24 protein-coding genes and 2 tRNA genes are annotated in these 23,914 nt (G+C 61.4%); 9 read left to right on the plus strand and 17 right to left on the minus strand.

Annotated elements, in window-relative coordinates; genetic code table 11:
* Positions 1 to 38: 38 nt before the first annotated feature.
* The 3 genes from ACFXS9_RS17465 to ACFXS9_RS17475 all read right to left on the minus strand — a co-directional run bounded on the left by ACFXS9_RS17465 (position 39) and on the right by ACFXS9_RS17475 (position 2,832).
* Positions 39 to 212: a transposase gene (locus ACFXS9_RS17465; protein WP_392690637.1), complete on the minus strand. Its 174-nt coding sequence runs from the start codon at positions 210 to 212 to the stop codon at positions 39 to 41.
* Positions 199 to 1,029, minus strand: a complete 831-nt coding sequence (locus tag ACFXS9_RS17470; RefSeq protein WP_392690639.1) for a hypothetical protein — start codon at positions 1,027 to 1,029, stop codon at positions 199 to 201. Before ACFXS9_RS17470 ends, ACFXS9_RS17465 begins: the two co-directional genes overlap by 14 nt.
* An 843-nt stretch (positions 1,030 to 1,872) precedes the next feature.
* Positions 1,873 to 2,832, minus strand: coding sequence for a Bug family tripartite tricarboxylate transporter substrate binding protein (locus ACFXS9_RS17475; protein WP_392690641.1), 960 nt, complete (start codon positions 2,830 to 2,832; stop codon positions 1,873 to 1,875).
* A gap of 123 nt (positions 2,833 to 2,955) precedes the next feature.
* On the opposite strand from ACFXS9_RS17475, the gene ACFXS9_RS17480 reads away from it, so the two are divergent.
* On the plus strand, positions 2,956 to 3,915 hold the full coding sequence (locus ACFXS9_RS17480; RefSeq protein WP_392690643.1) for a LysR family transcriptional regulator: 960 nt from the start codon (positions 2,956 to 2,958) through the stop codon (positions 3,913 to 3,915).
* 60 nt (positions 3,916 to 3,975) lie between these two features.
* Positions 3,976 to 4,302, plus strand: coding sequence for an antibiotic biosynthesis monooxygenase family protein (locus ACFXS9_RS17485; RefSeq protein WP_392690645.1), 327 nt, complete (start codon positions 3,976 to 3,978; stop codon positions 4,300 to 4,302).
* Positions 4,303 to 4,417: 115 nt separating this feature from the next.
* Here the strand turns inward: ACFXS9_RS17485 and ACFXS9_RS17490 are convergent, their stop codons facing one another.
* From ACFXS9_RS17490 to ACFXS9_RS17515, 6 genes are all read right to left on the minus strand, one after another.
* A complete protein-coding gene (locus ACFXS9_RS17490) occupies positions 4,418 to 5,626 on the minus strand; it encodes an alpha/beta hydrolase family protein (protein WP_392690647.1) in 1,209 nt (402 codons plus the stop codon).
* Between the two features lie 279 nt (positions 5,627 to 5,905).
* On the minus strand, positions 5,906 to 7,132 hold the full coding sequence (locus tag ACFXS9_RS17495; RefSeq protein WP_392690649.1) for a CaiB/BaiF CoA transferase family protein: 1,227 nt from the start codon (positions 7,130 to 7,132) through the stop codon (positions 5,906 to 5,908).
* Between the two features lie 277 nt (positions 7,133 to 7,409).
* Positions 7,410 to 9,782, minus strand: coding sequence for an ABC transporter substrate-binding protein (locus ACFXS9_RS17500; protein WP_392690651.1), 2,373 nt, complete (start codon positions 9,780 to 9,782; stop codon positions 7,410 to 7,412).
* 324 nt (positions 9,783 to 10,106) lie between these two features.
* The gene (locus ACFXS9_RS17505; protein ID WP_392690653.1) at positions 10,107 to 10,481 is read right to left on the minus strand and encodes a YbaN family protein; all 375 of its coding nucleotides are present in this window, start codon (positions 10,479 to 10,481) and stop codon (positions 10,107 to 10,109) included.
* A gap of 149 nt (positions 10,482 to 10,630) precedes the next feature.
* Positions 10,631 to 10,704, minus strand: a tRNA-Gly gene (locus ACFXS9_RS17510).
* 316 nt (positions 10,705 to 11,020) lie between these two features.
* Complete coding sequence (locus ACFXS9_RS17515; RefSeq protein ID WP_392690655.1) at positions 11,021 to 11,218, minus strand: hypothetical protein; 198 nt, start codon at positions 11,216 to 11,218, stop codon at positions 11,021 to 11,023.
* Between the two features lie 190 nt (positions 11,219 to 11,408).
* Here ACFXS9_RS17515 and ACFXS9_RS17520 point away from each other — a divergent pair, with 190 nt between their 5' ends.
* On the plus strand, positions 11,409 to 11,804 hold the full coding sequence (locus ACFXS9_RS17520) for a YciI family protein (protein ID WP_392690657.1): 396 nt from the start codon (positions 11,409 to 11,411) through the stop codon (positions 11,802 to 11,804).
* On the opposite strand, the gene ACFXS9_RS17525 is transcribed toward ACFXS9_RS17520, so the two are convergent.
* Positions 11,801 to 12,013, minus strand: coding sequence for a hypothetical protein (locus ACFXS9_RS17525; protein WP_392690659.1), 213 nt, complete (start codon positions 12,011 to 12,013; stop codon positions 11,801 to 11,803). The genes ACFXS9_RS17520 and ACFXS9_RS17525 overlap by 4 nt on opposite strands.
* 324 nt (positions 12,014 to 12,337) lie before the next feature.
* Here ACFXS9_RS17525 and ACFXS9_RS17530 point away from each other — a divergent pair, with 324 nt between their 5' ends.
* The gene (locus ACFXS9_RS17530) at positions 12,338 to 13,567 is read left to right on the plus strand and encodes an ABC transporter substrate-binding protein (protein WP_392690661.1); all 1,230 of its coding nucleotides are present in this window, start codon (positions 12,338 to 12,340) and stop codon (positions 13,565 to 13,567) included.
* A gap of 277 nt (positions 13,568 to 13,844) precedes the next feature.
* The gene (locus tag ACFXS9_RS17535) at positions 13,845 to 14,579 is read left to right on the plus strand and encodes a Crp/Fnr family transcriptional regulator (RefSeq protein ID WP_392690663.1); all 735 of its coding nucleotides are present in this window, start codon (positions 13,845 to 13,847) and stop codon (positions 14,577 to 14,579) included.
* A 171-nt stretch (positions 14,580 to 14,750) separates the two neighbouring features.
* Here the strand turns inward: ACFXS9_RS17535 and ACFXS9_RS17540 are convergent.
* A tRNA-Tyr gene (locus ACFXS9_RS17540) sits at positions 14,751 to 14,836 on the minus strand.
* Between the two features lie 206 nt (positions 14,837 to 15,042).
* Here ACFXS9_RS17540 and rlmB point away from each other — a divergent pair.
* The gene (rlmB, locus tag ACFXS9_RS17545) at positions 15,043 to 15,870 is read left to right on the plus strand and encodes a 23S rRNA (guanosine(2251)-2'-O)-methyltransferase RlmB (RefSeq protein WP_392690665.1); all 828 of its coding nucleotides are present in this window, start codon (positions 15,043 to 15,045) and stop codon (positions 15,868 to 15,870) included.
* 56 nt (positions 15,871 to 15,926) lie between these two features.
* On the opposite strand, the gene ACFXS9_RS17550 is transcribed toward rlmB, so the two are convergent.
* Both ACFXS9_RS17550 and ACFXS9_RS17555 read right to left on the minus strand, forming a co-directional pair.
* Complete coding sequence (locus ACFXS9_RS17550) at positions 15,927 to 16,301, minus strand: hypothetical protein (RefSeq protein WP_392690667.1); 375 nt, start codon at positions 16,299 to 16,301, stop codon at positions 15,927 to 15,929.
* Between the two features lie 39 nt (positions 16,302 to 16,340).
* Positions 16,341 to 16,787, minus strand: coding sequence for a hypothetical protein (locus tag ACFXS9_RS17555; protein ID WP_392690669.1), 447 nt, complete (start codon positions 16,785 to 16,787; stop codon positions 16,341 to 16,343).
* A gap of 232 nt (positions 16,788 to 17,019) precedes the next feature.
* Here ACFXS9_RS17555 and ACFXS9_RS17560 point away from each other — a divergent pair, with 232 nt between their 5' ends.
* Entirely contained in the window at positions 17,020 to 18,657 is a 1,638-nt protein-coding gene (locus ACFXS9_RS17560; RefSeq protein WP_392690671.1) for an alkaline phosphatase family protein, read from the plus strand.
* Between the two features lie 492 nt (positions 18,658 to 19,149).
* On the opposite strand, the gene ACFXS9_RS17565 is transcribed toward ACFXS9_RS17560, so the two are convergent.
* Complete coding sequence (locus ACFXS9_RS17565) at positions 19,150 to 19,374, minus strand: hypothetical protein (RefSeq protein WP_028349101.1); 225 nt, start codon at positions 19,372 to 19,374, stop codon at positions 19,150 to 19,152.
* Between the two features lie 139 nt (positions 19,375 to 19,513).
* Here ACFXS9_RS17565 and ACFXS9_RS17570 point away from each other — a divergent pair, with 139 nt between their 5' ends.
* Together ACFXS9_RS17570 and ACFXS9_RS17575 are read left to right on the plus strand one after the other, a co-directional pair.
* Positions 19,514 to 20,398 (plus strand): hypothetical protein, encoded by an 885-nt coding sequence (locus ACFXS9_RS17570; protein ID WP_392690673.1) that lies wholly within the window; start codon positions 19,514 to 19,516, stop codon positions 20,396 to 20,398.
* Positions 20,399 to 20,545: 147 nt separating this feature from the next.
* Positions 20,546 to 21,478, plus strand: coding sequence for a LysM peptidoglycan-binding domain-containing protein (locus ACFXS9_RS17575; RefSeq protein ID WP_392690675.1), 933 nt, complete (start codon positions 20,546 to 20,548; stop codon positions 21,476 to 21,478).
* Between the two features lie 13 nt (positions 21,479 to 21,491).
* On the opposite strand, the gene ACFXS9_RS17580 is transcribed toward ACFXS9_RS17575, so the two are convergent.
* From ACFXS9_RS17580 to ACFXS9_RS17590, 3 genes are read right to left on the minus strand one after another with little or no spacing between them, the layout of a single operon-like run.
* Positions 21,492 to 22,118: a methyltransferase family protein gene (locus tag ACFXS9_RS17580; protein WP_392690677.1), complete on the minus strand. Its 627-nt coding sequence runs from the start codon at positions 22,116 to 22,118 to the stop codon at positions 21,492 to 21,494.
* 13 nt (positions 22,119 to 22,131) lie between these two features.
* Positions 22,132 to 23,184 carry an NAD-dependent epimerase/dehydratase family protein gene (locus ACFXS9_RS17585; RefSeq protein WP_392690679.1) on the minus strand — a complete coding sequence of 351 codons (1,053 nt, stop codon included), beginning with the start codon at positions 23,182 to 23,184 and terminating at the stop codon, positions 22,132 to 22,134.
* A gap of 33 nt (positions 23,185 to 23,217) precedes the next feature.
* Positions 23,218 to 23,730 carry a DUF962 domain-containing protein gene (locus tag ACFXS9_RS17590; protein ID WP_392690681.1) on the minus strand — a complete coding sequence of 171 codons (513 nt, stop codon included), beginning with the start codon at positions 23,728 to 23,730 and terminating at the stop codon, positions 23,218 to 23,220.
* Between the last annotated feature and the right edge of the window lie 184 nt (positions 23,731 to 23,914).

Raw genomic sequence — 23,914 nt, forward strand, 5'->3', positions numbered from 1 at the left:
ACGGAACCAGTTGGCGAGCCGGCTGCCCTTCTGAAAGATCAGCGCCAGGCCAGTTGGATCATCCCCCGGCGAACCCGGCCGTTGCCGGCGCGGGCCAGTCCCTTCTCGCGCCGGCGCTGACCGCTCTCGTCCGGCGCGCCGGTCAGCCCGGCATAGCGCGCGACAGCTCTGCGATCGCGCAGATTGCGCGACAGAATCTCATTCACCAGCATGTCGGCGGTCTCGATGGCAATGCCCAGAACCCTTGCGATCAGACGAACCATCGCATGGGGTCCTTGAGATGTGGCCGGCGCAGCGGTGAGGCGCTGCAGCCGTGCGCTTTCGATGGCGCGGATCTGGTCGCGCACCAGGCATAGCCGCTCCAGATCGCGGCGCAGTTCCGCCCCTGGCATTGTCCGGCAGCGGCGTTCCTTCCGCGGTACGCTGTGTCTCCAGTTGCTGCGCCGCCTTGCGAAGCCTCGGATTGAACCCGCCGATGCCGAACAAGGCGAGGACGGCTTTGACCCGGTTGACGATCCGCGTCTGCTCGCTCACCAGGCTCTCCCGCTCGCGGCCCGGTCGTCGAGCGTCTTCTTCCGCCATGGTCGGGATCGTGGCCATGCTGCAATGGCGCTTCTCACCACGCAGCCAACCCAGCAGCGAACGCATCAGCAGTTCCGTGTCGATCCGATCGCTTTTGACACGCCGGTGCTCGCGAGACACCGCGATGCTCGCAGGATGGATGACATAAGCTTCGATGGCGCGGGCCTGCAGCCAGCGGGCCAGCCAGAATCCATCCCGTCCAGCCTCATAGGCGCAGACGATCTGCTTGATCGCACGTCCCGCCTTGTGCGCTTCCTCGCACCAGCGCTGCAGCAGCTTCAGCAGAGCGTTCGCGTCTGCATCAAGCTTCTTCAGCGGCCGGCGTGTGACACCGGGGATCATAGCTGCAACCAGCCACTTCGACTGGCTCATCTCGATAACTGCAACGAGTGTGTTATCCTGCTCGAAGGCGGTGAGGGACCTGCTGACGTCAAACGGTTGCGACATGGGGTGCTCCATTGCGTGACCACGGCGCCCGAGGTGTCGATACCCTCGCCGCCGCTGACCCTGCCGCCACCCCCTCATAGCATCTGGATCACCCGCCTTCGCGGGTGACGACAATTGAGTGTGCGATCGCGATCTCGCGACATGTTTTGCCCGAGCTTTGCATCTTCTTTGCCCGCCCTCTTTGTCAGAGGGCGCAGGGAAGACCGGGTGCGCGCCGCACCCGCGGTCTCGTGTGCAAAGTGCGCAAAGAAAAACGCACACGAGCATACAGGTACAGCGGGAGCATCCCGGCCTTCCCTGCGCAATGGCTTTACGGCTTACTTCGTGCTCTTCCCGGAGAACGGCTCTTTTGCCTCCGTCGCCGACGGGATAATTCCCGCCGACTTAACGCCAGCACCGCGGCGCCCGAACCACACGACTTCACCGTACGCCTCCGGCGCGTACGTCTATCGCGCCATCAGCGTCCATCGCATCTCACCGCACGTCAGTGACGATGGCCAACGCCCCTCATCCGCCGTGAGACGGGCGGAGTTATGCGACTGATTTGGGTGAGAACGAAAGCAGAATATTTTTGTTTCCGGAGCTTGACACGATTTCTGAAAATCAGAAGTGATTTGCCCGTCGTGCCAATTGGTCGCAGCCGAGCATTGAAAGTTTCGCTTGGGCGCGCAGCAAATCAGCTCGCAGTTTGTAGTGTGGGCAAGGCGAAAGCGTGCCCACCGTCAAGCAGCGCGCTCAACGATAAGATGGCGGGCACGTCGCTAACGCTCCTTTGCCCGCACTAAGCGCCTCCTCACCATGAGGGTTGAATTTGTTACACGACGGCCGCAATTGGCCCGTGAGTTATTCGGGTCTGAAGCCGGATGCCTTCACCACCGGTCCCCATAGTTCGGAGTCGGATTTCTGAATCCTTGAAAATTCCTCAGGTGAAGTGCCGGTGGGTTGAACGCCCAAGGCTGTCAGGCGCTTGCCGAACTCTGGCGTGCCTACCGCGTGGCGCACGGCCCGGTTCAATTGCGTGATCAGCTCGGCCGGTGTTGCGGCAGGAGCGTAGATACCATACCAGCCCTCGCCGCGAATGCCGTAGCCGCCTTCGGTAAACGTCGGCACTTCCGGCAGCACCGGTGATCGCGCCCGGCCCGACGTCGCAAGAACGCGGATACGTCCGGCCTTGTGGGCCTCGACGAGGTCCTGCGTCGAGGTGAAGAACAGCGGCAGGTGACCGCCGATCAGGTCGGTGATGGCTTGCGGATTGCCTTTGTAGGCGACGTGACGGAGTTCGAGATTGGCTTGGCGCGCAAAGAGCACCGCAAAGAAGTGCGGCAACGATCCCGCGGCCGGCGTTCCATAAGCCGCCTGATCGGGATGACTCTTCAACCAGTCAACCAATTCCTTTAGGTTCTTGGCGGGCACGTTCGCGCCCACCGCGACGCCAAGGTCGAAGGTCCCAACCTGCGAGATCGGTTGAAAGTCCCGGGCCGGATCATAGGCCAAATTGTCGTAGACGTGCGGGAAGAGCACCATCGGCGCGATCGGCGTGAACAGCAGGACCGTACCGTCAGCCGGCGCACCCTTCACCGACTGGATGCCGAGGCGTCCCGCCGCGCCAGGTCTGCTCTCGACGATGACGGTCCGATTGAGCTGCACGCGCATCGACTCCGCGATCATCCGCAAAGCCGTATCGCCGACACCGCCGGCCGGAAACGGCAACACAATCCGGATCGGGGATTCGCCCGTCTGGGCCCCGGCATGATCCGCCATCAGGCCAAGCATCATTGCCAATGCAACTCGGATCATGCGCATGGACGCCCTCGCTACTGGCAGATGGTCGTTATGATCTTGACCACCCGACCCTGTGCCTTGATGATCCATAAAGGAAGTCTTGTTTTCTTTATATGGCGATAAAATCCATTGATGGAGGCGTACATGGACCGAAGCCCTGCTCTCGACGGACGCATCAAGCTTCGCGATCTTCGTGTGCTTCAGACCGCGGCCCAAACCGGCAGCATGGCCAAAGCGGCGGCTCATCTGGCCATAACCCAGCCCGCCGTTTCCTATGCGATTTCAGAGCTGGAGCATGCCGTGGGCGTGCCGCTGCTCGAGCGTTCGTCGCAGGGCGTCACACCGACGGTCTATGGACGGGCCCTGCTGGAGCGCAGCGCCATCGTGTTCAACGAGTTGCGGCACGGCATCAGCGAGATTGCGTCGCTCGCCGACCCCGAGGTCGGCGAATTGCGAATCGGCACGACCCCACCGATGTCGGCGGTCGCCTCGGCAGTGTTCAACCGCCTGGTGCCGCGCTATCCGCGAATGCGGTTTGATCTGACCGTGGGCCCGACTGACGTGCTGCTCCGCCAGTTGCGCCAGCGCGATGTGGAGATCGTCATCAGCCGGCTCGCGTCGATGGCCGGCAACGATGATCTAAGCGTCGAGACGTTGTTTCACGACGAACTGGTGGTCCTCTGCAGCAAGCAAAGCAAGTGGGCCCGGCGCCGCAACGTTTCCCTGGCCGAACTCGTCGGCGAGCCGTGGGTGCTCCCTCCCCCAACAGGCTTCCTCACCGGAATCATGCGCGGCGAATTCGAAGCGCAAGGCCTGGCGTTTCCCCGTGCGACAGTGACCACGTCGTGCACGTATTCGCTGAGCGTGCTGGTGGGCAACGGCAATTTCCTCGGCATTCATCCCCGGGCAATGTTGACGACACCGAACGAACATCCGCTACTAACCGGCGTCGACGTGCGGCTGCCGACCACACGCGGCGCGATCGGCCTGATCGCGCTGAAGGATCGCTCGCTCAGTCCGGTGGCGAAACTATTCGCGCAGTCGGTCGCGCCGGTTATGCAGGACATCCAGCCGATGCGGGCATCGCGCGTGGCGCGGAATTGATGGGGGAACGCCGCGGCCGGCAATGTCGTTGTAGTCGGGCTGACGACAAAGGAGTTGCCGATGCCAACCCAGCCGACGATTGCCCGCATCTGGCGAGGCCGCACGCGGCCTGAAATCGCCGACGATTATGAAGCTTACATTCGAGCGGAAGGAATCCCGCCGTTGGAGAAAACGGCGCTCGGCGTCCAACTATTCCGGGAAGACCGCGAAAAGGAGAGCTGGTTTACGACAATTTCCTACTGGAGCGATCTAAAGTCGATGACCGCTTTCACCAAGGGCGAGCCGACCAAGGTTCACCATCTTGACCGTGATCCAGAGTTTCTGATCGAGCTGCCGGAGTTCATCCAGATCCATCGGATCCTGATCAACCGTCAGGGCCTGCGCTAACTTTACCCAGCCGCGCATGCTTTGGCTCCGGCTCCAGCGACGCGCGCGTGTGAGGCTGGCGGCAAGGCCGCCACGCGGCCTCTAGTCTAGTGTCGCGCCGGTGCAGCGAGCGATTTCAAATAGCTGTCAAGCGGTCCCGACCAGAGGTTCGAACGCCGAAACACAAAGTGCCCCTGGCCAGCCGGCGCTTCGAACTCCAGGAATTTTCCCCGGCCGCCGGCTTTCTCGAAAGCTGCGAAATTATTCCGGCTGTGGGTGAGCGAATAAAACGTGTCGTGTTGACCGTAGAGCCAGATCGTTGGCCGCGCGTAGGCGGCGCCCGTTCGAAAAGCGAATGGTTCACGGTGCTCGCGACAAAGCAACTTTCGCGTGCCCAGCCGCCGACAAAATTGACGACGCCGGCAACTTGCTCTGGATGTAGCCCGGCATAGGCGATCGACAACACGCCGCCGCGCGATTGTCCACCGATCAGAATGGGTGTGGGGGCAACGTCTTGCCGTCGCCGCAGGGCTGATATCGCAGCATTGATATCGGCCAATGCGCGATCCGCGCCACGGAGCGACATGTCGACGTTGCAGGCGTAACCCTCGTCGTAGAGTCCGTCGGATTTGCCGCGGCCGCGACGCTGCGGAAAGGCCACGATCCATCCGCGGTCATTCAAAAAATTCGCCAGATCGCTGGAAAACCAGGTTTCGGTGGGCAGGATAACGCCTCCGCCCGTCGATCCATGATTGATCACGGTCAATGGAAACGGCCCCGCGCCTGTGGGGCGAAAGATCACCGCCTCGAGGCGGATGGGTTTGCCGTCTTCGATCAGATCGGTTTGCAGGAACTCGGACTTGCCGCGCGTCCATGCGACAACGGCATTCTCTCTGGTTAGAGACGCGAAGTCGGCTCTGTTCATGTCAGCACTGCTAATGATGTTGCCGCGCTTGAAGTGGGCCTTCAGACCGCCACTTTCGGCCATCTCGTAGGTTGCTGAGAATCCCTCACCCATTACATTGAGCATACGCGCAGAAACAGTCCCCTCAAAACGCCGCCACCTCCTCTGACGTCCGGCGCGGGAATCGTCGCCCAGCGCATAGACGACTCGTGCCGCGCCATCCTCGCTGACGGATTCAACGAGCAGGATATGCTTGAGCCTATCGCCCCAGAGGCCAGCCCAAACGTGTTTCCATGACTCGAATGCCCCGGCAGGCGTCGCCGCTGCAACAGTTGCGTCGGACGGAAGCGGGACGCCGTCGACGAGGAGATCAGCGGCGCTGACAGACTGCGACAGCGTCAAAAACGCCAGAAGCAGGAAGGACCGAAGCCTGCAGAACATGCCGGATTCTTGCAATCATAGAGCGAATATCCACCGGGGCATGATGGACGCTTGGCACATCGGTAGCAAGTGATCCATTGGCCATGGTCCGAGCTTCCAAGCGGCCTATATCACTGCGACATAGTCAATCCCGATATCGAAGAAGCTGTCATTCCGGGGCTCGCAAAGCGAGAGCCCGGAAATCCATCGCGCCGCTTGCTCGGAAGAGAAATGGATTCGGGTTCGCGCTTCGCGCGCCCCGGAATGACGGGGAAATCAGCCCCCGGATGACCAAGAAGATCAGACGATCTTCTTCTCCTTCAGCGCTTCCACCTTCGCCTCGTCGTAGCCGATCGTCGCCAGCACGTCCTTGGTATCCGCGCCGAGCAGCGGCGGGGCGCGATAGTCCTTCACCGGGGTGCCGGAGAACGTGATCGCGTTGCGGATCAGCGACAGGTCGGACTGCAGCGGATGGCTGACCTTGACCTGCATGCCGCGCGAGCGGACATGCGGATCGGAAAACACCTGCGAGAAATCGTTGATGGGCCCCGAGGGCACGCCGGCCTTCTCCAGCTCTTCCAGCCAGTAGCCGACCGGCTTCTTCAGGAACAGCCCGGCGAAGATCGCCATGATCTCCTTGCCGTGGACGACGCGGTCGTTGTTCTTGACGAAGCGCGGATCGGTGGCGAGTTCGGGCGCGCCGAGCACGGCGCAGGTGCGCTGGAATTGGCCGTCATTGCCGACCACCAGCATCAATTCCCCATCGGTGCATCGGAACACGCCGGCCGGCATGCCGCCATTGCCCCAGGTGCCGCGCCGCGGCGGGGTCTGGCCGTTGACGAGAAAGATCTGCGCGTAATGCGACAGCGCGGCGATCACGGTGTCGAACAGGCAGACGTCGACATGCTGCCCCTCCCCGCCATTGACCTTGCGGTGATAGAGCGCGGCAAGAATGCCGATCGATGAGTTCATGCCGGTCATGTAGTCGACGATCGAGGGGCCGACCTTCATCGGGCCGGCGCCGGGCTCGCCGTCGATATGGCCGGTGACGCTCATCAAGCCGCCCATTGCCTGCAGGATCGCGTCGTAACCGGCGCGCGGCGCGTAAGGGCCGGTCTGGCCGAAACCGGTCACCGAGCAATAGATGATGCCGGGATTGATCGCCTTGATCGATTCGTAATCGAGCCCGTAGCGCTTGAGATCGCCGACCTTGTAATTCTCCATCATCACATCGCAGCTCTTGGCGAGCTCGCGAATGATCTCCTGGCCCTCCGGGGCCGCTATATTGACGGTGAGGGATTTCTTGTTGCGGTTGGCGCAGAGGTAGAACGAGTTGTTGTTGTTCTGCTTGCCCTCGGGATCCCTGAGGTAAGGCGGGCCGAAGGCGCGCGCGTCGTCGCCGCCGCCGGGACGTTCGATCTTGATCACCTCGGCGCCGAGATCGGCGAGCATCTGCGCCGACAAGGGACCAGCGAGCACCCGCGTCAGGTCGAGAATTTTGATGCCCGATAGTGGCAGAGCCGACATGAACTTCCTCCGAAAATCTTGGCGTGGTGGCGCGGGAACAGGGTCCGGCGCTTTGATGCTTGCCGATACACTATTTTGTGCGACTGAGCCCTGCATTGTCGGCATGACACCATCCGTTCACCGCCCGCCGATGCGCAACGCAGCCGGAGCGACGACCCAAGGCTGGAGTTCTCGAAGGGAGCGTACGGCATACCAGGCGGCAACGGCGGGGCCCTGCCAAAAATAGAACGGCCCGCCGAGGCGGGCCGTTCCCATCGTCATACCTTGGTTTCCGCAACTACCTGTTCGCGCCGGCCTTGGCGCGGCTGGCACGCCACTCCAGGAATTCGCGATATAGCGGATCGCGCTCCTGTGGGGAAAATGCGGCGGCGGCTGGCGCGGCGACCGGCGCCGGCACGGCACCCGATGCTGCCGATACGGCCGCGCCCGGAGGCATGTTGCGGTCGAGCCATTCCTGTGCCGCCTTGAAGCGGGTCCAGCCGGACACCGTCGCCCGCGGCGCCATTTCCCTCCACTTCGGATGGAACGGCGGACGCTGCAACTGCGCGACCTTGTCGAACATCGTGTCCACCAGCAGCGACAGGCGGCGGTAGCGATCGCTGTTCGGTGCCCAGTTATACGACGCCAGCACCGCCTCTGCCGCAACCGTCTCGACGTAGCCGCCATCCGGCACAAGGCCCGGGTAGTCCGCCGAAGAAAGCTTGGAAGGCAGATATTCCTCCTGCAGCGTCTTGGCGTAATCGACCGGGACCAGATGCAGGTTGCGATCGTTGACCTGGTTCAGCCATTGCAACGGCTTGCCTTCGATCGCAACGATCGCGTCGACCTCACCCTTGCGCAGCATGTCCACCGCCAGTCGCGGCTCCTGGTAGATCAGGTGCGGCCTGATCCCGAGCCGCTCGAACACGTTGATCGCGGTCACGAAGGTCGAACTGTCGGGCAAATCGACCACCACGGTCTTGCCGTCGAGTTCCCGCATGTTGGTGATCGTCCTCGGCGCGAGGACGTGCATTTCCTCGTTGAACATCTTGGCCACGTAGACGAACTGGTTGCGGATGTCCTTGGCGAAGTCCTTGCGGTCGAGATAGGCGAGCGTGTCCTTGCGCACGATGCCGGCGTCGACGCCCCGCAGCAGCAGAATGTCCGCCACCGCCTGCACCGATCCGCGGCCCATGACCGGCAGGATCCGCAGCGCCGTGCCGTTGTCGAGCACGGAGGCGAGATCGGCGCCCACCTGAGCATAGGTGGAGCCGAACGAGCCCGTCATCAGGCTCACAGTGTTGGCGTTGAGCTGGTTGGCCAGATCGCGCTTGGTGGCGGTGCCGTACTTGAAGATCGTCTTGAACGAATCGCTGACCGCGCCCGGATCGATGCCGCTTCGCACCGGGCCGAAGTGCTGCCAATTGCCATTGGTAAAGCGCATCATCCGCATCTGCTCGATCGGCGCATGATCGGACGGGCTGGTGTTGATCAGGATGCCCTGCACCATCATGGGAAGCTGGACGCCCTTGATCGCGCGAGCCTGCTTCATGATGTTTTCGCGCGAGAGATCGTCGCCGCAGTTCTTGAGCACCTCGACCAGGGTCCTGCTGACCAGATAGCCGAGGACGGCCTGACCGTTGGTCTTGCTCACGCTCGGGACATAACGCTGCATGAAGGCGCTCCACTCGCGGAACGCCACGTCGCCGGCCGCCGCCGCGTCTTCGCCCTCCAGCCTGTATGCCGCCGACAAAAGGCCTTCCGCATTTTGCGGGCCCGCCGGCTGAATCACGGCCGAGTACGAATTGGCGATCGACGCTACGAAATGGGCCGGCCGCCAGCCGAGCTCGACGCTTCGCCGGATCGCCATGATGGCGAATTTCGGCGTGGTGAACTCAATGAAGACGTCGGCATTGGACGCCTTCAGCTTGGCCATCTGCGCATCGATATTGGTGTCGGTGACCTTGTAGGGAGCCTCGGCCACGATCGCGACCTTGCCGCCCAGGCCGTCCTTCAGGCCTTTCAGGTACTCCTTGCCCATGCCATCCTCCTGATAGAGGACGGCGATCCGGCTGCGGGGATGGTTCTCCAGGATATACTGCGCAAAAATTTGCGCTTCAGCCGTGTAGGTCGGCAGGAAGCCCATGGTCCAGGGAAATTCGCGCGGCTGGTCCCAGGCTGCTGCGCCCGACAAGGCAAAAAGCTGCGGGACTTTCTTTGAGTTCAAATAGGGCTGGATCGCCGCGTTGGTGTTCGTACCGATGGTCCCCAAGGTGAAGAGAACCTGGTCGTCCTCGACGAGCTTGCGGGTCATCTCCATGGTTTTGTTGGGGTCATAGGCGTCGTCATAGGTGATCATATTGACCTTGCGGCCATTGATGCCACCCTCGGCGTTGACCTTGTCCAGATAGGCCGAGATGACCTTGGCGATGACGCCGTAGGCGGAAGCCGGACCGGTATAGGGAGCGGTGTTGCCGATCCGGATTTCGTTGCTGCCCGGAGGCGCCGCGTACGTCTGATCGCTCATCATCGAGCCGGCCATCGCCGCCAACACCAGCGCCGCTGCCGCGTTGCGCCGAGGGATGATGTTGAGCCGGCGCATGGCGTCGCGGGCCGACGCCCAGGACAATTGTTCCATTCGCCAGCGAGTGATGCCGATCGTAGCTCCCATTACAGTCCCCCTGTGAGCCCATACTCTGCAAAATAATAAGCGCGTGATGCGAACGGGCACCGTTTCAACCCTACTCGCCGACATTGTGTCTCAATCGGATTGATTTTGTGGCGAGTCCAGGCGTTCCGTAAGGCATGGTTAGCGAGTGCGTATTTTCGCCCAAGAAATGCACGGAATTGCCGCTAACTCGCCACACGCGCAATCAGCGCGTGTCCGTGTAAGCCACAGATCTCTGCGGCGCATCACCTTGCGGACACGCTGTCAGGGACAATTTTGATTAAATTTTGACCGACGGAGGGATGAACGGAATCGAACCAGAACCCGCTAGATGCCGTTCCCATCGGCCATCGCCGGCCGCGAAACGACATAGATGGCACAGGCAAGGAACATGACCGCCACAGCTATGGCAAGCGGCAATGACGGGTTGACGCTGTACCAGAACACGAGAAACCCGATCGTCATTCCCACGCAAGCCATGGCCTTGGCCGACCGCGGGATGGCTCCGGTGGCGCGCCAATCCCGCAGCGGTTTGCCAAATGTCGGATGATCCAGCAACCATGCCTCGAACCGCGGCGACGAGCGCGCAAAACACGCCACTGCAACGATCAGGAAAACCATCCCCGGCATCAGCGGCATCACCAGGCCGATCACGCCGAGCGCAACCATCACCCAACCGAGGCTGAAGTAGATGATGCGCATCAGACCTGCCGCCCGTCTGTCTCTTCAAACAAAGACCGCTCGCTTCCCGTTCATGCCACGGCTTGCCTAGCCGTAGCTCGCGGCCACGAGCCCGCCTTCGCCCGCTGGGCTTCGGCGCGGCAGCCTTCCCTCGCTTTGCGAGCGAAGGCTGGAGCGGGTGAAGGGAATCGAACCCTCGTATTCAGCTTGGAAGGCTGCTGCTCTACCATTGAGCTACACCCGCGCTGGCGTTGACCTAACACGACGCGCAGGCGGCCTCAACCGCCCCGCCGACCCTGTCCGCATGTTCTGTGCGGACCTTCGACCAGGTCCGCACCCCTTAACAGGCGCCGATTCGCCGCTTATATTCGGATTTCCATCAACAACGAAAGGAGGTGATCCAGTGTCTTATACCAAGCGCTGTCACCTCGCTGGGATCGCCCGCTAGGCTTGTCTTTCGGCCTGGCATCGGGGCGCTCTCAGCCCTGGACCAGCGAGCACAACAGTTGGGGCGCGACGGGAGTTCTCCCGCCGCGCCTTTTTAATTGCTTAATTGCCGATCAAAAACCGCAGGGATTGACCAAGCGCGGCCGCCGGCCGCGGCGGTTTTCGACGATGCGCTCGCCGCCGTTGATGGCCGAACTGCCGTAATAGCGGTGATGGCCGGTGACATCGTGCCAGTCGCCGGCCTGCGACGATGATGGCGACCCGCAGCACCTGGCGGCATCGCAAATGATCGTGGCTGGCTTGCTTCGCATGACCGTCTCCGTGAAGGATGCGCGTTGGCTCGCGTTCTGCTCATCAGTCGTGGGCCTTCCACGGCACGTTCAAGAGGCAACGGATATATCGCGTTTCCGGACTGTTTCGTGGACCACCGTTTGTCGGGATCGGCTGCCGCGAAACGTCCTCGAAAGGCGCCCAGTCCGGTCCGCCATAAAGGAGAAAACGATGCTCTATGCCATGCTGGCCTATCACGTCGAAGCCGAGGTCACATCCTGGACCCCGGAGGAAGACGCAGCCCTGATGAGCGAACTGCTGGCGGTGCATGAGCGGCTCAACGCCAAGAAGGTGCTCGGGCCGGCGGCGCGGCTGGGCGGCACGGCGGAAGCCCGCACCTTGCGCGGACCGGGCGCGGGAATGGTCATCGACGGGCCGTTTGCCGAGACCAAGGAGCAGTTGCTCGGTCTATACGTGTTGAATTGCGCCAACGAGGAGGAAGCGATCGCGATTGCCCGCGACCTGCGGCGCGCCAATCCATCCGCCGTCTACGAAATCCGCCCGATCAGACTCTATCTTCCCGGCGAAGCGTTGCCGGAAACCACGCAAGATGGCGATCAAGGCTAAGGCTTCGAGACGACGAGTTTCCGGATCAAAAGCGCGGCGAGTTTCGCCGTGCCCAGGATCAGAAACGCAACGAATTTCAAAGTGTTCACGATCGCGGCGAAGACCAGCCGCACAGCATCGCTCACGGCATACTCAAGCAGATCGAGGAAATCGAGGACCACGATCAGTACGACGATCGCGATCAACAGCACTATCACCCATTCGAGCATGACGTTCTCTCCTGCCCGCTTGGTTGCGGCGGGAGGCCGGAGAGTTCATGGGGTGGATGGCCTCAAGGGAACAAAAGCGGATGCGTTGACACAACCGATCGGGAGCGTACGCTTGTCGCATCGCGTCTTGCGGGAACTTGCGCTAGCCTGCCACCAATTATCGCCGTTTTCGGTATGAGCCGGTCGGGACGTAGGTTCGTCCATTCTTGTCAAAGAAAATGACGATCACGGTGCCGTCAATCTCTCGGCGCTTGATCTAGATCAGGCTACGCGCCTCCCACGGGTCTCGAAATCTGGCTGCGTCTTTGTAACGGAGTTCATCCGATGCAAACCAGGGTCCGAACGCTGATTGCTCTTGTCCTGGTGCTTATCTTGGCGCTTACGTCATTGAGCGCGATCACCCAGCGAGTGCGCGACCCAGGCGTGAGCGACACTGAAATTCGCATCGGGAACGTTATGCCCTATAGCGGGAGCCTGGAGATCTTCGGAGCGATTGGAAGAGCCGAAGCGGCGTATTTTGAGATGATCAACGAACGCGGCGGGATCAACGGCCGCAAGGTGCGCTTTATCTCATATGATGACAAATCCGATCCGTCGACCGCGCTGGACCTTACGCGCAGTCTTATCGAGAAAGACGACGTCCTCTTGATGTTCGGTTCGTTCGGAACGCCGGGGAATTTTGCCGTTCGCACGTACTTGAACGAAAGGCAAGTTCCTCAACTCTTTGTCGCCTCCGGAGACGATCATCTGAGCGATCCATCGTTGTTTCCGTGGACGATGGGCTGGCAGCCTTCCATTCGGGAAGAGGGGCGCATCTACGCCAACTACATACAGGCGTTCTACCCCGGAAAAAGAATCGTTGCTCTCTGGCAGAACGATCATTTCGGTCGAGAACTGTTCAAGGGATTGGAAGACGGGCTCGGTGAAGTCGCCCGGATGATCAGGGTCGATATCGCCTACGATATCGCAGATGAGCATCTGGACACGCACGTATCGATCTTGAAGCGATCAGGAGCTGAAATTTTTGTGTTTGCAGGGGTGCCTGCAAACGCAGCGAAAGTCGTCCGGGTAGCGGCGGATCTCAATTGGCATCCGGTGTTCATCTTGAACCATATGGCTTCATCGATCGCGACGGCGCAGCCCGCCGGCCCGGAAAAAGCCTTGGGTGTCATTACAGCCACCTTCCTGAAGGATGCAAATGATCCGGCCTGGAAGGACGAACAAGCCACCAGGGACTGGCAGGCATTTGTTGAGAAATACAATCGGGCCGGAGGCAAAGACGACAGTGCCGCCGTCTTCGGCTATGCCGCCGCCGAGACATTGGCCCAGGTGCTCAAACAATGCGGCAACGACCTGTCCCGCGAGAACGTCATGAAGCAGGCAGCGGCCCTCCAAGACTACCAGGGCTCCATGTTGCTGCCGGGGATCAAAATCAGCACCGGACCCTGGAACTTTCGGCCGATCAAACACCTGCGACTGATTCAATTCGACGGCCGCACGTGGCAGCCGATTGGCGACGTGCTCGAAACGGCTTTCGCCAACGCCCAAAAGTAGGTGACGCACCTTTGAGCCGGCGGCTGGCTTGCTTCGCATGACCGTCTCCGCGGCTGGGCGGCACGGCGGAAGCCCGCTTGCCGGACACCTCAAGCGAACCCGGTCAGGGCTGACGCTTCACCATACTGCACTGCAGGAGCCCCAAAACAGGAAACAATAAATGACTCGCTATCGGGCCCACCGCCCCCCACATTGAGTGCATCACCGACACAAGCGCCCGTGGGCGTCGGTGACTGAGAGTGTTGTGCTCCCGCCTGCAAAGGATGAGGAGAGCACGATGCCTCACTCAAAAAATCGCATTCTGTCCCGAGCAAGCCCTGTCGATCTTGAAGACCTCCGGCCGCATCTTCGCGTTATCGAAATGCAACCCGGCAAGGTCGTTGCGGAGAGCCGCGCGCGCGTCAATCAGGCGTACTTCCCGCACGGCGGCATACTTTCCTGCGTTGTTGAACTGGAAGATGGCTGGACGATCGAAAGCGGCATGATCGGAAACGATGGTGTTTTCGGGGCTGCACAAGCGCTGGATAGCAAGGCGTCGCTGCATAAAGTGGTCGTCCAGGTATCCGGCCTTGCGAGCGTCATGGACGCCGAGCACCTCAAAGCCGTTGCCCTGTCTTCTCCTGACCTGCTCGCGCTGCTCATCAAGTACGAACAATTCTTCCTCGCCCAGGTGCAGCAGACGACTGCCTGCAACGCAGTTCACAGCGTCGAACAGCGGACGTGTAAATGGCTGGTCAGGATGTCCGATCTGGTGGGCACCGAACTGCCGGTGACACAGGAATTTTTGGCGCAGATGATGGGTGTGAGGCGAACCAGCGTAACCGGCGTTGCCAGCCAACTGCAAAAGGAGGGACTGATCTCGTACAGCAGGGGCAAGATAAGCATCCTGAATATGGATCTCCTGCAACGCCGCGCGTGCGAGTGCCACCGAACTGTTCGGGAGCTGTATGCTACGGAGTTCAATGACACCGAACGGCCAGCGCTTCCGGCCCGACACAGCGCCTGTCCTTGAATTTCGAGTCTTGGCATGCTGGCGGGCGGCTGGCGCGGCAGGGGCCGTAGTCGTCAGGGGTGTGGCTTGCCTAGCCGTAGCTCGCGGCCACAGCCCGCCTACGCCCTTCGGCACGGCGGCCTGCGCTACGATAGGGCTTGCCGAGCCGTAGCTCGCGGAACGAGCGAAGGCTGGTGGGGAAGGAAGGACTCGAACCTTCGAAGCCATACGGCGGCTGATTTACAGTCAGCTCCCTTTGCCACTCGGGACACTTCCCCGTCCGACAGCGTCACCAAACCGACCGCCCGAGTGGCGGAGGACCGGACCCAAGGATGACGCTGAGGCCGAAAGCCCGTTTCGAACCGGCTGCGACCGGCGCGTTTATGGGCGAAGCGGGATGGCAAAGTCAACCAACGCGGACCACCAAAAATAGGTTCGATCAGACCAAATTGCCATATTCGGGCCCCCGTGACACAAGCTCCCCATGAGCGATCGCGACCGAAAGCCGCCGTTCCGCCGCGGCGGCGGCAAACCCTTCGAAAAAGAGCGGAAATTCGCCCGTCCGCCCGGCCGGCGCGACCGGGAAACAAGCTCCGACGGGCCGGCGATTCTCTATGGCTGGCACACGGTCTCGGCTGCGCTAGCCAACCCGGAACGGCGGATCCGCAAGCTGTTCCTGACCGAAAATGCCGCCCGGCGGCTGGCGGACGAGAATATCGATACCCGCGTTGCCCCGGAAATCGTCCGGCCGAACGCGATCGACCAGCGGCTCGGACCGGACGCCGTGCACCAGGGGCTGCTGGCCGAGGTCGATCCCCTGCCCTCGCCCGATATCGACACGCTGCCGCAGAACGGCATCGTGCTGGTGCTCGACCAGATCACCGATCCGCACAATGTCGGCGCCATCATGCGGTCGGCGGCGGCCTTTGCGGTGAAAGCGATCGTCACCACCGCCCGCCACAGCCCGGAAGCAACCGGCGTGCTGGCGAAATCCGCCTCCGGCGCGCTGGAGCTGGTGCCGCTGGTCACCGTGCAAAATCTCGCCCGCGCGCTCACCGAACTAAACGACCGCGGGTTCTTGACGGTCGGGCTGGACAGCGAGGGGACCGAGGATCTCGCCGCCGTGCCCTTGCAGCAACCGCTGGCGCTGGTGCTGGGCGCCGAGGGCAAGGGCCTGCGGCAACTGACCCGCGAAACCTGCCGCGCGGTGGCGCGGCTCGACATGCCCGGCGAGATCAAGAGCCTGAATGTGTCGAACGCCGCGGTGCTGGCGCTCTATATCGGCGCAAGCCGGCTCGGACTGATGAAATGAACAACGCCCGCCCGCGGGAAGCGAACGGGCGCTGAAGCTTTCAAACTCCCGCTGGATCAGTAGTAGCGGCGCAGTACCGGCCGACCGTGGTAGTAACGCCCCGTGTAACGGTAACCGTGCCGCTGATAGCCGTACGAACGGTTGTAGCCATAGCCGTAGCCGGAGATCGTGCCTTCGCGATAGACCGGGTAAGGCGCGAAATTGCCTGGACCGGTATAGGTCGGGCCCTGGTTGACATAATAATACTGTTGCTGCGGATCGGGCAGACGCTCGCGGACCCAGCCGCCACAGGGGCTGCAGCCAGCATAGCCGTAGGTCACGGCCGGGGCGACGTAGACCGGTGCTGCGCACGGGGCGTAACCGCAGGCCATCGCTGGTGCGGCGGCCATGACGGCGACTGCCGCGATCAATCCTTTAAGTATCTGACGCATTACTCTCTCCTGTCGAAGTTTTTCGTTGTCGTATTTTTCTCAGCGCGGAAGGTGGGGCGGCCATCGCCTGTCATCGCGCGGCGCGTAGATGATTTCGGGTGGATCGACGGGCACGTTGGACTGCGCCGGCAGCGGCGCCGACTGCGCCGACCAGGACTGATGGTAGCTCTCGGCCGGTTGCGGCAACCTTCGATCTGCCGGAGGCTCGATTTCCAGGCGCCCGTAACCGGGCATGCGGCCGGCGCTCGGATAATAATGACCGACGCGCGGGACCGGATCGACATAGCGGCCGCCGTAGACAGTCGGCTCGACATGGGTGCCCTTGCCGAGGCCCCAGTCACCCTCGACCACCGCATAGGATGCATCGACGCCGTTAATGATGACGGGAACGCCGGGACGGCCCGGAATCACGATCTCGAAGCCGCCGCCGGCAAAGGCGGTCGAATTCGTCGCGATGAAAAGTGCCAGTGTGACGCCGATGCGCATCGCTTGGGATCCGGTTTTTCTAACGTCCCAATTTAATCCAACATGCCGGTTCAGGGGTTAAGGCCATCGGCCAAATTGCCAGTAAGGCTAACGCGCAACCGTGGATCGCCATTCAATTGCGAGAAATGGCGCTATCGAAACGTTAACGCCTCGGGGGCCGCCCGCTCGATTGTCATTTGCGCTGACATATCGCACCATCCAGCCCCTCCCAACGCCAGCCGAAATGCCTGAGATGACAGCCAAAACGCCTGCAAAGAACGTGCTCTGGATCATGTGCGACCAGCTTCGCTACGATTATCTCGGCTGTACCGGGCACCCTGTGCTGAAGACGCCGAACATCGACGCGATGGCCAAACGCGGCGTGTTGTTCTCGAACGCCTATGTGCAGTCGCCGATCTGCGGCCCGTCGCGGATGTCATTCTATACCGGCCGCTACATGCGCTCGCACGGCTCGCACTGGAACGGCTGGCCGCTGCGCGTCGGCGAACCGACGCTCGGCGATCACTTAAAGAAGATCGGCGTCCGCAACGTGCTGGTCGGCAAGACGCACATGGCGCCGGACCTTGAAGGGCTGAAGAGCCTCGGCATCCCCGCCGACTCGATCATCGGCGTGCATGTATCCGAATGCGGGTTCGAGCCTTATGAGCGCGACGACGGCCTGCATCCGACGGGACGGCCGCGTCCGGCCTACGACAATTATCTGCGCCAGCATGGCTACGACGCGCCCAATCCGTGGGAGCACTGGGCCAATTCCGGTGCGGCCGAGGACGGTAGCCTGCAGAACGGCTGGCTATTGGTTCACGCCGACAAGGCTGCCCGCGTGCCCGACGAGCACTCCGAGACGCCCTACATGACGCGGCGCGCGATGGAGTTCATCGCGGAAGCCGAGGACGACGGAAGGCCCTGGTGCCTGCATCTGTCCTACATCAAGCCGCACTGGCCCTACATCGCGCCGGAGCCCTACGCCAGCATGTATGGGCCGCAGCACGTGCAGCCGGTGATCCGTTCGCAGGAAGAGCGCGCCAACGCGCATCCGGTGTTCGCCGCCTATATGGACATGCGCTATTCGCGCAACATGTCGCGCAACGAGGCGCGCGAGAAGGTCATCCCGACCTATATGGGGCTGATCAAGCAGATCGACGACCAGATGGGCGTGTTGATGCAATTCCTTGAGAGCCGCGGCCTGCTCGACAACACCATGATCGTTTTCACGTCGGACCATGGCGACTATCTCGGCGATCACTGGATGGGCGAGAAGGACCTGTTCCACGAACAATCGGCGAAAATCCCGCTGATCGTGATCGACCCCTCGCCTGCCGCCGATGCCACGCGCGGCACGGTTAGCGATGCGCTGGTCGAGGCGATCGACCTGGCGCCGACCTTCATCGACTATTTCGGCGCCACGCCGCCGGATCATATCCTGGAAGGACGCTCGCTGGTGCCGCTGCTGCACGGCGCGCCGCCTGCCGATTGGCGCAAGGTGGTGTTCTCCGAATACGACTACGCCATGCAGGACGTCCGCGTGATGCTGAACCAGCCGATCGAGCGCTGCCGGCTGTTCATGGTGTTCGACGGCCGCTGGAAATACATTCACGCCTCCGGCTTCCGCCCGATGCTCTACGACCTCGAAACCGATCCGCAGGAATTTTGCGATCGTGGCGCCGACCCGGCCTGCGCCGACATCGTCGCGCGACTGCAAGCCGAGCTGTTCGATTGGGCGCTACACCCGAAGATGCACATCACCACGCCGAATGCGAAAATCGCCGCCTATGCAGCCCAGCAACTGCAGGTCAAGAACGGCGTTTTAATCGGCATCTGGGACGAGGCCGAGCTTGGCGCGATCAGAGAGAAGATCGGGATCAAGCCGTAAGACCGGTGATGCGCATTGCACGACGGATCAGTCCAAGCAAAAGACGTCCGGCGTTCTGTCTCGGCATCAAGTGAGCGTGAGGCGTGAGGCAGCTCACATTCGAGAACCGCGAGTTGATTTAAGGCCGTCGCAAACCCGGGTTCGGGAGACGAGCCATGCCATTGTTCAGTAGCCAAGTCGATTGGCGGGGAATGGGCACCATAGTGGTGGTCGGGCTTTTCACCCTGTTCGCCCTTACGTTCGCCGTTGTTAGTTACATGGAATGGTCATCGAACGCAGCCGTGACCGAGTTTATGCGCACGACCGAGTCATCGGCATCTGATCCGAGCCATTCCAACGAATCTGCAGCGCAGAACCCGTCCGCCAAGGACCGAACGAGCTGCCCCCTCGGTGAGAAATCGCCCCCAACTCAACTACTGCCCTTGCAGTAGTCTACACTTCAGACCAATTCGACCTCGTGCGCTTACGACGCATCGTGCGCGACGGACGATTTCATCCGCGGCCGATAAGGTCGACCGGAGTACGGTAGAGCTCGTTACAGTCTCCATCGGTGACACGCACGGCACATCCGGTGGAACGCAGCTCGGGGCGAACGATGCAAAGCTCGCTCGCGAGGCTTTCGGCCTTATCGATCGCGTTTTCTGTGTTTTCGAGATACATGCCGCCCTGGTTTTTGAACTCCGCGCCGATGACGAGATCAAAGTTGAAGTATGGCATCAGTGCCCCCTGCCAAATTCAAGCTGCACGGAATCTAACTGAGTCTGGTGGGTTCCCTCATTTCAATTTCTGCTTTTGACATCTGATTGTAGTCGTCTGTTGCGCTTTGGTACCGGGCGGCTGGCAAACCACTGAGGAGTTGGAAACCAGTGTTGCGGCGGAGACACGTCGGGTTGGTAAATTGCAACCGCTCACGCCACGTTTATTGCAGTTCCGAGCGCGCGGGCGCTACGGTCGCGCTTGCGAAACACTCCGCAGCCCTTCGAGGAGCGCAATGAAGCCATATCGCGGCGATATCGGAACTATCGGCTGGTTATCCTTTCTCAGCCTGGCATCGTTGCGTCGACTGCATGCAGTAGCTATCGCGGTCTTGCTGCTCCTGGCGATCGGCGCAAGCCCGGCACAGGCAAGGAGTTCCGCATCCGCAGCCTCGACTGCTCATGTCTATCTGCTCCGCGGCGTGCTCAATATCTTTTCTCTGGGGCTCGATGACATTGCGGTAAAGCTGCGGGCGCAGGGCATCCCGGTCACTGTCGCGAACTTTGCCTCCTGGTCGTCGCTCGCCGACGAAGCCGCTGCCGGATACAAAAGTGGCAGGATCAAGACGATCATTCTGGTCGGGCATTCCTCGGGCGCGACCGCGCTTCCCGACATGGTCGCCAAGCTGGATCAGCTTGGCACTCCCGTTAAGCTCGCCATCGGCCTGGATTCGGTCTTCCGCACCAGCCTCTCGGGACGCGTGGGACGCTATATAAACTTCTACATCGCCAACGGCGCCGGCACGCCGGTTCAGAAAACCGGACAATTCCAGGGCAAGCTCGAGAATGTGAACGTGCAGAACGTGCCTGGCGTCGGGCACATGTCCATCGAAAAGAACCTGATCATGCAGCAGAAGGTGATAAGCGAGATCGACGCTGTCGTCTTCGGCCGATCCGTACCAGCTTCAGGGGCCCAGAGGCCGCGGCAACCTGGAGAAGCAAGCGCGGCGAGGTCCGGCACGGCAAGCGCCGCGGCGGTACGTTAGTAGTTCGAACGCCGTCGCCGCAGCGCCGAGCGCCGCAAATTCTGCCAATTCCTCGACGATAGATCACCCGCTAGAAGCGCCGGGTGGTGTGGCCCGCCGGCATTCAAGGTTCGGCATTTCTACGCCTAAATCGCGAGCGGAATGTACATGAAAAGTCCGACGCTGGTTGCAGCCGTGGTAATCCGTGCAGCCCTTTCCGTCAGCATCTTGTCGGCCGTTTGCAATCTGGCGGTCGCCGATCCGGTCGCGCGCACGGCCAATGCTGTCGCAACCGTCGCTCCCGACACGCCGCCAGCCGCGGCGCAGCCGCAGGCGCGCGTCTACCTGTTCCGCGGCGCGCTCGGCCCGATCTTTTCGCGCGGGATGGACCGCCTGACCAATCGTCTCCAGGAAGCCGGTATCCGGGCTGACGTCTACGAATTCACGATTTGCCGGCTGATTGCGGATCAGGCGATCCGCGATTTCCGGAACGATCCTGCGCCGATTGTGCTGATCGGTCATTCGATGGGCGGACTGTGCGCCTTGACGTTCGCCGGGATACTCAAGTCCGAAAACATACAGGTAAGCCTGGTGGTCACCATTGATCCGGCTCAGGCAAGCCCGAAAGTGCCGCTGAACGTCGAGCGTTTCATCAACATTTTCCTGTCCGACAGCATACTGGGCGGCGGCGATGTGGTGGCGGAGCAGGGTTACCAGGGTCACTACGCGAGCTTCGATTTGAAGCAGCACGGGGAAGTCACCCACATCAACATCGACAAGATGGATTCCATCCACGAGCAAGTGGTGACAGCAGTTGCGCAACTTGCGACGACGCCGGCCAAGGGAGAGGCGGTGCCGCTGCGCTACGTCGTTCCTCCTGATGCCCCGCTGGAGCTGTGGGACAGCGGCACGCAGCAACTCGCCCGTTCGGGCGATACCTTGCAGAGGCTTGCGGCACTGAACCAGGTACCGCTGTGGTCACTTACTCAGGCCAATCAGCATTCCGACAGTGCACCGCTGTCAGTTGGCCAACGCGTTCTGGTTCCGCGCCGTCTTGCTCCACCTGTCGCGACATCAGCGGTGTCGCGACGGAAACGGTAGTGGCAGAGCGACGTCAGGTGCGCGGCAGGAACGGGATCAGCATCGGAACGCGACGGCAATACGATCCATAGGCATCCGCACCGAGTTCCGCCGTGAGGAAGCCCTCCTCCATGCGGGCCTTCAACCCCATCCCGAGCGAGATCAGCGCCGCCCCCAGCATCGCGGTCACTGTTCCGACCGCTATACCCGTCACCAGCATCCCGGCGATAAGCCCCGTATAGATCGGGTGGCGCACCAGCCCGTAGGGGCCGGTGTCGATGACCTGATGGCCTTCCTTGTGCGTGATCGCGTTCGACCAGAATCGTCCAAGATGAATTCTCCCCCACCATGTGAATGAGATTCCCGCAAGGACAAGGCACGCGAGCACGTAGATGCCAAGGTTGCCAAACTGCCAGAGCGGCTTTTCCCCCAGGACCTTGCCGGTCAATGGCAAGAAAAGAATGGCACCTACCAGAATGGGGGAGCGGTATTTGAGCGACTCCCAGGTCATCACGTGTTTCTTCGTTTGACCGGACCAGAACGACGCCAAAACCCAGCTCATGACCCACAAAATCCAGATGATGGCGAGCAACTGTGTGGGCCAGGTAGTGGTCCAGCCACTCAAGGCGAAAGCCAACCATTGACCAGGATCGTTCAGCATGTCGCGGACCATCTTAAGCGATTGGATCAACCGCCGAACAGGCGCTCGACGTGAAACGAGTGCTCGGCATTGAGTCCCATTCAGGTTGGTTGTGGCCGGCATCAAGCAGATGCGCAATGGTTTCACGCAATACGGGTTCGACGGGACCCGGCGCATAGCCCAGCTCTCGTTGCGCTTTTTCGATCGACAATGCCCCCGCCCGCAATGCGATACGAACGCCTTCGGCCGTACCGGACGGAGGCCGGCGCGTCACGTGATCGGCGATGAACTCCAGCGTTGCAGTGACCATTTCGGCGACCTTGCCGTTCACTTGAATGCACCGGATGCGACGGCCGCTGATATCAGCAATGAGTTCGAGAATCCGTCTTAGCGGCATGCTTTCGCCACCGAGAACATAGCGATGTCCAGCGTGTCCGCGCTCCATGGCAAAGATCAGCCCTTCGGCGGCGTCGCGCACATCGACAAGATTCACGACAAAATCGAGGTGCAATTGAAGACGTCGGTTGAGAAAATACCGGAGCATCGCCGTCGGCGGGGTAACGTTATGGTCATAAGGCCCGACGGGCATGGTGGGACAGCCGATAACCACCGGGTATCCGGATGCGGCTGCCTGCATAGCGAACCGGTCGGCGAGCATTTTCGAGCGCGTATATGGACCCGGCATGTCGTCCGGCAGGAGCGCATCGTCGGCGACAGGAACCGCCGATGGCGAGGCACGGAACAGAATGGATTCCGTCGAGCAGTGCAGGAAGCGCTTTACGCCGCGCTTGCGCGCCGTCTCAATGACGATCTCGGTGCCGCCGAAGTTGACGGTGTGAAAATCGGCCTTCCGCGGCAGCCACATCCCCGGCAAGCCGGCCAGGTGGTAAACCTCGTCGACCCCGTCCATCGCGCGGTCAACCAGGTCCCGATCAAGCACCGATCCCCTGACATACTGAACCTGCGGCAACGCGCGAGGGGGTGGCTGAAGATCGAGCACCCTCACCTGCCGACCTCGCGCTATCAGCGCAGAGACGAGGTGCTTTCCGATGAATCCGCTGCCGCCCGTGACCAGGATGTGCGTCATGCTGCCGATGAACTCAAGCTGAACTATTTGAGATCAGGATGCAACGCCTTGCGGATGCACCTGGATGATGGTGGCGAGATCGCGCCGAAAGCCCAGCGCGATAAACAGTTTTGCCATGACAAACATTGGGCCCAGCAACAGGTGAGTCGGATTGTCGACCAGCGCCGGCTGCCGCCGCTCGAACACGCGGTGCCCAATAATCTGCGATGCGACGCCGACGACAATCAAGATGGCCGTAAGTGACCACATGCCGGCAGTCGTCGTCTGATCAACGATCACGGCAGCGGCTGAGAGCAACACAACCGCGGCCCCAAGTATTCCGGCGCCAAGCGCGAAATCGAGCAGGAACCAGTAGACGAGCACCGGTATGATAGCGATGGTCGCCGCGCTGGTTTGGAATCCGAATATGGTGATGGACCACAGACTGAGCGGAAGGATAGCGGCCAGGAACAGGAACACGATGCCGAACACATGCATTGCGCAGTTCCAGGGGTCGCGATGATACTCAACGTAATCTGCAAGCTGCCGCCGAAAATACGAACTCATGCGGTGCTTATCCCCCTGCTATCGGCAAACGCGGCCAGACGGGTCAACCAAACCCGGCGCACCGCTTCGATGCCCCAACTTCCCAGAGACAGAATGGTAGTTAAACTCGGGAATCATGATCAAGTCAAAACGCGGACGCAGCACGTTTGGCAGCCCTCGAGCGCGCGAAGGCGCTGCCAACGTT

Source organism: Bradyrhizobium sp. RDI18, from assembly GCF_043203335.1.
GTDB lineage: Bacteria > Pseudomonadota > Alphaproteobacteria > Rhizobiales > Xanthobacteraceae > Bradyrhizobium > Bradyrhizobium retamae.